This is a genomic window from Inquilinus sp. (genome assembly GCF_057815775.1).
In genome coordinates, this window is record NZ_JBYRFX010000834.1 from 1 (window position 1) to 9,306 (window position 9,306).

General features: G+C 67.5%; 8 protein-coding genes and 1 other RNA gene. 5 read left to right on the forward strand and 4 right to left on the reverse strand.

Going from position 1 to position 9,306, the window contains the following annotated elements; genetic code table 11:
* Positions 1 to 216: 216 nt before the first annotated feature.
* Positions 217 to 585: a hypothetical protein gene (locus AC3XYG_RS29815; protein WP_489143507.1), complete on the forward strand. Its 369-nt coding sequence runs from the start codon at positions 217 to 219 to the stop codon at positions 583 to 585.
* Position 586: 1 nt separating this feature from the next.
* Here the strand turns inward: AC3XYG_RS29815 and AC3XYG_RS29820 are convergent, their stop codons facing one another.
* Complete coding sequence (locus tag AC3XYG_RS29820; protein WP_489143508.1) at positions 587 to 1,345, reverse strand: CDP-diacylglycerol diphosphatase; 759 nt, start codon at positions 1,343 to 1,345, stop codon at positions 587 to 589.
* A gap of 196 nt (positions 1,346 to 1,541) precedes the next feature.
* A complete protein-coding gene (gene thyX, locus AC3XYG_RS29825) occupies positions 1,542 to 2,483 on the reverse strand; it encodes an FAD-dependent thymidylate synthase (protein ID WP_489143509.1) in 942 nt (313 codons plus the stop codon).
* 136 nt (positions 2,484 to 2,619) lie between these two features.
* On the opposite strand from thyX, the gene AC3XYG_RS29830 reads away from it, so the two are divergent.
* From AC3XYG_RS29830 to AC3XYG_RS29840, 3 genes are all read left to right on the forward strand, one after another.
* A complete protein-coding gene (locus tag AC3XYG_RS29830) occupies positions 2,620 to 5,595 on the forward strand; it encodes a S8 family serine peptidase (protein WP_489143510.1) in 2,976 nt (991 codons plus the stop codon).
* Between the two features lie 15 nt (positions 5,596 to 5,610).
* Positions 5,611 to 5,963, forward strand: a transfer-messenger RNA (tmRNA) gene (gene ssrA / locus AC3XYG_RS29835).
* Between the two features lie 112 nt (positions 5,964 to 6,075).
* On the forward strand, positions 6,076 to 6,573 hold the full coding sequence (locus tag AC3XYG_RS29840; RefSeq protein WP_489143511.1) for an SspB family protein: 498 nt from the start codon (positions 6,076 to 6,078) through the stop codon (positions 6,571 to 6,573).
* Positions 6,574 to 6,622: 49 nt separating this feature from the next.
* Here the strand turns inward: AC3XYG_RS29840 and AC3XYG_RS29845 are convergent, their stop codons facing one another.
* Complete coding sequence (locus AC3XYG_RS29845; RefSeq protein WP_489143512.1) at positions 6,623 to 7,312, reverse strand: COQ9 family protein; 690 nt, start codon at positions 7,310 to 7,312, stop codon at positions 6,623 to 6,625.
* On the reverse strand, positions 7,309 to 7,857 hold the full coding sequence (gene def, locus AC3XYG_RS29850) for a peptide deformylase (protein ID WP_489143513.1): 549 nt from the start codon (positions 7,855 to 7,857) through the stop codon (positions 7,309 to 7,311). The genes AC3XYG_RS29845 and def overlap by 4 nt, the downstream gene beginning before the upstream one ends.
* A gap of 247 nt (positions 7,858 to 8,104) precedes the next feature.
* On the opposite strand from def, the gene ald reads away from it, so the two are divergent.
* Positions 8,105 to 9,226, forward strand: coding sequence for an alanine dehydrogenase (gene ald / locus AC3XYG_RS29855; protein WP_489143514.1), 1,122 nt, complete (start codon positions 8,105 to 8,107; stop codon positions 9,224 to 9,226).
* The last annotated feature ends 80 nt before the right edge of the window (positions 9,227 to 9,306 follow it).

Genomic DNA, 9,306 nt, shown 5'->3' on the forward strand with positions numbered 1-9,306 from the left:
GCGCCGGACAGCGCGCATGCCGAAGTCTATCGTGCCATCGCCGCCCGGGTGTGGGAGAAGGTCAGCGCCGGCTCCGGCCAGGCCGCGCCGCGGATCGTGATCGAATAGGCACGGCCTGCCGCGGCAGCTCTTGGGCTCCGACGTAGCCCAAGAGCCACAACGTCACCACCTCGCCACAAATCGATCCGATAAGAGGGGCAATTCGCGTGGCGCCGGATGCGGCCGGTTGCCACCAGTCGGAGTCAGCGATTGATAGGACGCAGCTGCCGGATTGCCCTGCTCGCGCTGCTCGCCGCCGGATTTGCCGTCGGCGCCGCCGCACAGGCATTGCCGGATTCGGTCCGGATCCAGAACAAGCGGAGCGTGGAGATCGACGACCTCCGCGTGTCGCCCGATTTCGAAAGCTCCTGGGGCTATAACCGCCTGCAGGCGAATCCTTTGCCGCCCGGAGAATCAGCAAAGATTCCGGTCGATGACCTGCGTGGCGGCTGCTATTTCGACGTGAAGGTGCGCGAGCATGACGGCACCGAGGCCGAGTATTGGAGCCTCGACCTGTGCAGCCAGCCGGTGATCAACCTGGATTGACCTAGTTCCGGACGCTGCAGGAATGGTCCAGCAGCTCCTCCGCCGAGGCGTTGTCGCCGGGCTGGACATGGTCAGTGAGCAGGATGAAGCCCGGCCCGCCGCCCGGCAGGGTCGTCCCGGTCAGCAGCAGCGTCTGGTCCGCCATGGCTTCGCCACGCGGCTGGATGTCGTCGAACAGCAGCCGGAACGGATCGGTCGTGGCCAGCGCGGCATCGTCGATCAGGCGGGCACGATAATGATGGCCGGCGAGCGGCACCGGCAGATCCGTCCACCGGTCGCCCAGCGCGTTCCGCTCGACCGCGAGCGTCGTCGCGACGCCGGGCTGCATGCAGTCGATATGGATGTGCAGCTGGTTCTGGCTGCGGCCGCGGACGGAGTTGATCGCCAGCCCGACCTGCTGCCGCTGCAACGGTGCCTGCAGCGCCTGTTCGACATAGCTGCGCGCCTGCCAGGCCGCCTGCCAGTAATTCGGCGCGCCGGGTGCGACCAGCTGCGGGCTTTCGATGCCGGCGACCCGGTCGGTCGGAATCAGCAGATACTGGCCGACGCCGTTGCGGTCCTTGAACACCGCATAGCCGGCGGCGAGATCGACCTTCGCACAGCGGTTGTGCGCGGCACCGTCACGGGCCTGCGGCACGCATTGCTCGCTGACGATCTGCCACAGCGCGTCCGGATTCGGACAGAACATCTTCCATGCGACCACGGCCAGGATGATGCCGGCCGACACGGCCATAGCCGCGACGACGGTCTTTCGCTTCATATCTCGTCCGGAATGCAACGATCGGAAAGACGGCGGAGCCCGGGCCCGTCCCGTCCGGGATCGGGCCGAAGAAGGCATGACGCATCCTGCCGGCCGGGCCGCCGCCCGCCCTATGTCATCGCATCATGCCGCCAGTTATCCCGCGCATGATGGGCGGGGCGGATCGGGCCTTCGCCCGATCCTGTGACCGTTCCGGTCAGGCCGGCTGGGCCAGCACCGCCATCAGCTCGCGCCATTCGCGCGGGGTCAGGCCGCTGTCCGGCTGGGCCACCGCCTCACCCGCCAGCAGGCGGCGCAGCACGGTCAGGCCGGGCGCCGAGATCGTCGCCGCGTTCATCCGGTAGTCGCGGAAGGCGCGGGTGGTCAGCGGCACCCAGCGCTCCATGCCGTCCAGCATGATGTCGGCATAGGCGCGGATCTCGTACTGGGCATGGGGATCGGCCCGCAGCCGCAGGAAATGCATCAGATTGTGCAGATCCGTCTTCCAGTACCACTGGGTGTAGGTGTTCAGCGTCAGGTTCATCCGCGCCAGTTCGCGCGCCAGGCCCTGGCGATTCGGATCGGGCGCGTCGACGCCGTCGATCTCCTCGTTCAGCATCCAGGCATAGTCGCGCCAGCAGCGCTCCGCGTCGTCGCGCAGCAGGTCGAGCACCCGCGTCGCCTCCTCGCCCTCCAGCACCGCGTCGCGGCCCTGCCGATTGACGCTCGACTGCGCCGCCAGGTGCTGCGGCGCCGGCAGGTAGAACTCCCGGTCGAGGATCGAGTAGCGCGCGGAATACTCGTTCACGTTGGACGTGCGGTGCCGGATCCACTGCCGAGCCACGAAGATCGGCAGCTTCACGTGGTACTTGATCTCGCACATCTCGAATGGCGTGGTGTGCCAGTGCCGCATGAGGTAGCGGATCAGCCCCTCATCCTCCGACACCTTCTTGGTGCCGCGGCCGTAGGAGACGCGGGCCGCCTGCACCACCGCCGAATCATCGCCCATGTAGTCGACCACGCGGACGAAGCCGTGATCGAGCACCGGCAGCGGCTCGAACAGGATCTCCTCCAGCGCCGGCACGGTGGCACGGCGCGTGGCGTGGGTCTCGGCGCGGATCTGGTCGAGTTCGGCGCGCTGGTCGGCGGTGATTGTCATCGGGTCATCGGTCCGTCATCGGGTCGACCGGCACTGTAGCCGCGCCGGGGCGCCGCTGCACCCTCATCGTTCCGCAGAACAGCGGGCTATTCTCAGGTAGGATCGTGCCGGCGTATTTTGATCAGGATATTTCGCCATGGCCGCCCCGACCGATCCGCTTTATGCGCAGCAATGGTATTTGACCGGTCCGTGGGGCATCCATCTCGGCAATGTCTGGGATGACTATACCGGCAGTGGCGTCGTCGTCGGCCTGCACGACCAGGGCATCGACTTCAGCCACCCCGACCTGAACGACAACATCAACACCGCGCACAGCTTCAACGCCGCCACCGGCGGGACCGGCGGCGCGCCGGTGACGTCGGATGACGACCACGGCACCGCCACCGCCGGCATCATCGCGGGCGAACGCAACGGCATCGGCATCGTCGGCGTCGCCTATGAGTCGACGCTGATCTCCTATTACGACCCGCTGCTGTTCAGCAGCCTGCCGGCCGGGGCGGCGAATGCGCGGAACCATGCGGCCACGGATGCCGATGTCCTCAGCAACAGCTGGGGCTACGGCAACGCTTTCTTCGACGACGCGAACTCCGCCTTCATCGACAATTTCTCCGGCACCACTTTCGCCGCAGCCGCCGGAGCGACCCTGAACGCGGCCGCGCATGGCCGCAACGGGCTGGGCACGATCATCGTCCAATCCGCCGGCAACGCCCGTGACTACGGCGATGACACCAACCTGCACAGCTTCGCCAACAACCGATGGACGATCACGGTCGGGGCGACCTATCAGGATGGCAGCCTGGCCGACTATTCGACCCCCGGCGCCACCGTCCTGGTCGGCGCACCGGGCAGCCCGGTCGCCGGCACCATCGTCACCACGGACCGCGTCGGCGCCGCCGGCTACGCCGCCGGCGACTACACCTCCAGCTTCAACGGTACCTCGGCCTCCGCACCGATGGTCTCGGGCGTCGTCGCCCTGATGCTGCAGGCCAACCCGAATCTCGGCTGGCGCGACGTGGAGGAGATCCTGGCCTATTCTGCCAGGACCACCCCGGCCGCGTCCGGCGACCAAACCAACGGGGCGACGAATTGGAACGGCGGCGGGCTGACGGTCAACCACGACATCGGCTTCGGCCTGGTCGATGCCCAGGCGGCCGTTCGGCTGGCGGAAAGCTGGACCGGCGCCCCGCACACCAGCGCCAACGAAATCAGCTTCTCCGCCACCACGACCCCTGCCCTCGCGATCCCCGACGGCAATGCCACCGGCGTCTCCTCCACCCTGGCGATCGCCAACGGCATCGAGATCGACCGCGTCGAGGTGTCGCTGAACATCAGCCACAACTGGATCGGCGACCTGCAGTTGGTCCTGACCTCGCCCAACGGCACCCAGAGCATCCTGATCGACCGGCCCGGCCTCGGCGCCATCGCCACTGACGGGTCGAATCAGCACGATGTCGTCTTCACCGTCGGCAGCGTGCAGGATTGGGGCGAGACCGGCCAGGGCACCTGGACGCTGACCGTCCGAGACCTGGCCGGCGGCGAAACGGGGGTGTTGAATTCCTGGGCCCTGCACCTCTATGGCGACGCGTCGAGCCCTGATGACACTTATATCTACACCGACGAGTTCGCCACGATCGGCGCCGCGGCCGGGCGCCAGACCCTGGCCGACACCGGCGGCAACGACACCATCAACGGCGCGGCATTGACCGGCGCCTGCGTGATCGACCTCGACAGCGGTGCCTGTTCCATCGCCGGCCGAGCCCTGACCCTGGCCGCCGGCACCGTCATCGAGAACGCCTGGAGCGGCGATGGCAATGATTCACTGATCGGAAATTCCGCCGCGAATCAGCTGACTGGCGGCCGGGGCGATGACGTCCTGGCCGGCGGCGCGGGTGCAGATATCCTGACCGGCGGCGTCGGCTCCGATTCCGCCGATTACCGGCAGTCCGGATCGGGTGTCACGGTCGACCTGCTGGGGCACACCGCCTCGGGCGGCGACGCCCAGGGCGATGTGCTGGCGGGAATCGAGAATCTGATGGGCTCGGCGTTCGACGACCGGCTGACCGGAGATGGTGGGGCAAACACGCTGGACGGCGGCAACGGCGCTGATGTGCTATATGGCAAGGGCAGCGCGGATGTGCTGCTGGGCGGCGCGGGCGACGACAAGCTGGTCGGCGGCCTGGGGGCCGATCATCTGGACGGCGGTCCCGGGTCGGACTGGGCCTATTATCACGAGGCGACCGCCGGCGTGGCGGCAAGCCTGGCCAATTCTTCCGTGAACACCGGCGAGGCGGCCGGTGACACCTATGTCAGCATCGAGAATCTGTGGGGCTCGGCCTTCGCCGACACGTTGACCGGCGACGGCAGCGCGAACACGCTGACCGGCAATAACGGCGACGACACCCTCAATGGCGGGTCCGGGGACGACACGCTGCAGGGCGGCAACGGCGCCGACACGCTCAACGGTGACGCAGGGGCCGATGGACTCTACGGCAACGAAGGCGCCGACAGGCTGACCGGCAGCGATGGCGATGATCGCCTGGTCGGCGGCGGCGGTGCCGACATTCTCGACGGCCGCACCGGATCGGATTGGGCCTATTACCACGACAGCCCCGGTGGCGTGACCGTCAACCTGGCCACCAACACCGGCGCCGGCAGCAATGCGCAGGGTGACACCTACATCAGCATCGAGAACGTCTACGGCTCGACCTTCAACGTCACTCTGACCGGCAGTGCCGCGACCAACGTCCTGATGGGCAACACCGGTGCGGACACGCTGACCGGCGGGGCGGCCAACGACTATTTCCTGTATCAGGCCGTGTCCGACAGCACCGTCGCCGCAGCCGGCCGCGATACGATCACCGATTTCTCCCACGCCCAGGGCGACAAGATCGATCTCCGGCCGATCGATGCGGACGGCAATGGCGCCAACGGCAATACGGCGTTCGGCTTCACCGCGGGCGGTGCCTTCACCGGCTCGGGCCACGAGGTGATCGTCCAGGGCAGCGGTGGCATCTATGCGGTCCTGATGGACATCGATGGCGACCGGGTGGCGGACATGGCGATCACCGTCCAGTCGGCCACGGCGCTGACCGCCGCGGATTTCATGCTGTGACGGAATGGAACACTCCCCCTTCCATCTGCGCCGGCTTGCCCCTATCTTAGGGGGGTCGGGCAACCGACTATGACGATAAACGCCTTTTGGAATAGACGCTGCGGACCCGGGGGCGGTACCCGGCGCCTCCACCAAAATCTCCGGTGTTGGACGGAGCATGGGGGCGAAATAGGATCGACGCGTGTAGTAAAGGAAAGGTTTTCGTCCGGCATGGTTCCGCCGTTATCGGGCCATCGCAATAGTTGCCAATGACAACTTTGCTGAGGTTCGCGCGGCCGCGTAAGCGGCTTAGCGACCTCTCTTAAATCCCTCGGCGGTTAGCCCCGTCGGGGTGGGGCTTGGGGCACCCAGCAACAGAACGCCCCACTTCTTTTTTCGAAGAAAGTGGGATCGGGCCCGGGCTGTGCGCGCGTCTCCCTTTTCAACCCGTCGGGCCCGGTCTAGTGTGGCCGGATGGACGAAGAACTCCGATATGACCGTATGGTCGAATCCGCCCTGCGCGGCGTGGTCAGGGAAGCGCTGACCCAGGTGGGCGAAACCGGCCTGCCGGGGGAGCATCATTTCTATCTGACCTTCATGACAAATCATCGCGGGGTCGCGATCCCCGAATATCTGCGGCAGAAGTACCCGCAGGAGATGACCATTGTCCTGCAGCACCAGTTCTTCGGCCTGGAGGTGTGCGAGGACCGGTTCTCGGTCTCGCTCAGCTTCTCCAGCAAGACCGAACGCCTGGTGATCCCGCTGGCCGCGATCACCACCTTTGCCGACCCCTCGGTCAACTTCGCCCTGCAGTTCCAATCCGCCAAGGAAGGCGCCGAAGGGGAAGCCGAATCCGAGGTGGAGGACGGCGAGGCCGAAGAGGTCGAGACCGCGCAGGACGACAATGTCGTCGCCGGCCCGACCGGCAAGAGCCAGACCAACAACGCCCCGGTCGAGGGCGGCAAGGTCGTGGCCCTGGACGCCTTCCGCAAGAAGTAGTCTGGCCGACAGGTTGGGTCGCGATCGCGACCCAACCCACACTGTATCCCTATTCGGCGACCGCGCCTCGCCCTTCCCGCAGCCGGGCGGCAAGCCGGAATGGCGCTTCCGCCCAGTCGCCGACGCGCTTCAGCCCGGACATCCGCTTGCCGATCGCCAGCACCTCGCCGATGCGGCGTTCGAGGAAGGCCCGGGTGATCTCCTGCTCTTCCGACCGGTCGTCGAGCCAGACCAGCAGGGTCGAGGCGTAGACGCCGGCCAGCAGCCCACGCTTGGTGTAGAAATTGAAGTCGGTCGCGCTGTCACCGGCCGCGCGCCACATCGCATCCACCGTGCGATAGAGCTGGCACAGGCCCCGGCGCGACACCGGCCGCAGGCTGCGCCGCGACAGGTCGCGGCGGACAGCGTCGCGATAGGGCAGCAGCAGGTCGAGGCGAGTCAGCACCGCCTCGGTGATCCGGTCGCGCACCCGCAATTCGGTATAGGCCGCCCCTGCCTCTTCCAACTGGGCCACCATCGTCCGATCGGCCCAGTCATGGAAATGGTCCGCCAGCTCGGCCACGCCGCCGGGAAAGGCATTCGCGATGTCCTCCGGCCCGAAGCCGGCAGCCTCTGCCCCGCGGCGCAGCGCCTGGCCGGTCCAGCCGTCGAAGGCGACATGCGGCAGGGCGGCCAGCAGCAGCGCATCGCGCTGTTCGGCCCGGTCTGCGGTTCGGTCGGTCGCGGCAGAGTCGGTCATGAGCCTGAATCCTTGAGTCTGTCCGCGAGATAATCCGCCTCGGCGTCCATGGCGAGGTCGCTGAGGTCGCGGAGCCGGTCGAGATACAGCACCCCGTCCAGGTGGTCGACCTCGTGCTGCACCACCCGGGCATGCAGGCCCTGGGCCTCGCGCTCGATTCTCTCGCCGTCGAGCCCGAAGCCGCGATAGCGGATCCGATGCCAGCGCGGCACCAGGCCGCGGAGGCCGGGAATCGACAGGCAGCCTTCGAGGCCGAGCACCCTCTCCTCCTCCAGCGCCTCGATCTCGGGATTGATCAGCACCGTCGGCCCCTCCGGCGCCGGCGGCTCGCCCTCCTCCTGCCGGCCGGGCGGCACGGCGAAGACGATCAGGCGCAGCGGCCGGTAGACCTGCGGCGCCGCCAGGCCGATTCCCGGGGCATCCCGCATCGTCTCGATCATGTCCTCGGCCAGCCGCGCGATCTCCGGATCGGTCGGGTCGGCGACCGGATCCGCGATGCGGCGCAGCACGGGATGGCCCATGTTCGAGATCTTCAGCAACGTCACAGTCCGTCTCCTTGGCTTCACCGATCCGAAGATGCAGCGCGCGGCCATCTTCCGGGAGATGAAGCTTCGTCGCAACCGCGGGAACCCGCGGCGGGCATGCGCGCAGCCCGCGGATTTCGATCCATCCCGGCAGAGCGGGACGGACCCGGTGCCGACAGGTGGTGACATTCCACGCGGGGTTGCGGTAGGAATCGGTAACAGGCACCGCCCGCAGGGCGGATGCCGGCAATGAAAACCCGGGGGAAACATGCTCATCGGCGTGCCGAAGGAAATCAAAACCCACGAGTATCGTGTCGGCCTGACCCCGAGCTCCGTCCGCGAGCTTGTGCATCACGGACACAGTGTCATCGTCGAGACCAACGCCGGCGCCGGAATCGATTTCGGCGACGACCGCTACCGCGCCGCGGGCGCCGAGATCGTGGCCTCGGCCAAGGATGTGTTCGAGCGCGCCGACATGGTGGTGAAGGTCAAGGAACCGCAGCCGGACGAATGCCGCATGCTGCGCCGCGGCCAGGTGCTGTTCACCTATCTGCATCTGGCGCCCGACCCGCGCCAGACCGAGCTGCTGATGAAATCCGGCGCGGTCGCCATCGCCTATGAGACCGTCACCGACGCCCGCGGCGGCCTGCCGCTGCTGGCGCCGATGAGCGAGGTCGCCGGGCGGATGTCGATCCAGTGCGGCGCCCATTGCCTGGAGAAGATCCAGGGCGGGCGCGGCATGCTGCTGGGCGGCGTGCCGGGCGTGCCGGCGGCGAAGGTCGTGGTCTTGGGCGGCGGCGTGGTGGGCACCAACGCGGCGCGCATGGCGATGGGGCTGGAAGCCCATGTCACCGTGATCGACAAGTCGCTGCAGCGGCTGAAGGAGCTGGACCTGCAGTTCGGCGCCGAGCTGAACACGATCTACTCCACGGTCGACGCGATCGAGGAATACGTCACCGGGGCCGACCTGGTGATCGGCGCGGTGCTGGTCCCCGGCGCCGCGGCGCCGCGGCTGGTGACCCGGGCCATGATCGCGAAGATGAAGCCGGGTTCGGTGGTGGTCGACGTCGCCATCGACCAGGGCGGCTGCTTCGAGACCTCGAAGGCCACCACTCATTACGACCCGACCTATGTCGTCGACGGCGTGGTGCATTACTGCGTCGCCAACATGCCGGGCGGCGTGGCGCGGACCTCGACCGTGGCGCTGAACAACGCCACCCTGCCCTTCGCCCTGGCGCTGGCCGACAAGGGCTATCGCCGCGCCTGCCTCGACGACCCGCATCTGCGCGAAGGCCTGAACATCCATTCCGGCCAGGTCACCAACAAGCCGGTGGCAGATGCGCTCGGCCTCAACTACGTCCCGGCCGAAGTGGTGCTGCGCGCCGCATAGGCGGGTCCGGACGTGCGCGTCCCCTCTCCCGCCACGCGGGAGTGGGACACATTCGAAAGTCTCTACCGCGGAAACCGCAG